General features: G+C 64.3%; 1 protein-coding gene. It reads left to right on the forward strand.

The window, feature by feature from the left end; genetic code table 11:
• A partial coding sequence (locus QD356_RS17800; protein WP_279878501.1) for a VCBS domain-containing protein occupies positions 1-235 on the forward strand: 235 nt, incomplete at both ends.

Genomic DNA, 235 nt, shown 5'->3' on the forward strand with positions numbered 1-235 from the left:
GCGAGACCGTCACCGAGACCTATACCGTCACGCTGAGCGATGACTCGACCACCACGGTCGACATCGTCATCACCGGCACCGACGACCTGCCGGTCATCACGGCCGATTCTGGCGCCGTGGAAGAAGACGGCACTCTGGAAGCCACTGGCACGCTGACCGCCACGGATGCCGACAACCCGGATCTGGCCTTCGTCGCCGCCACCGATGACAGCAGTGTCTACGGCAGCTTCGAGGT

This window comes from Cobetia sp. 2AS, from assembly GCF_029846355.1.
Lineage (GTDB): Bacteria > Pseudomonadota > Gammaproteobacteria > Pseudomonadales > Halomonadaceae > Cobetia > Cobetia amphilecti.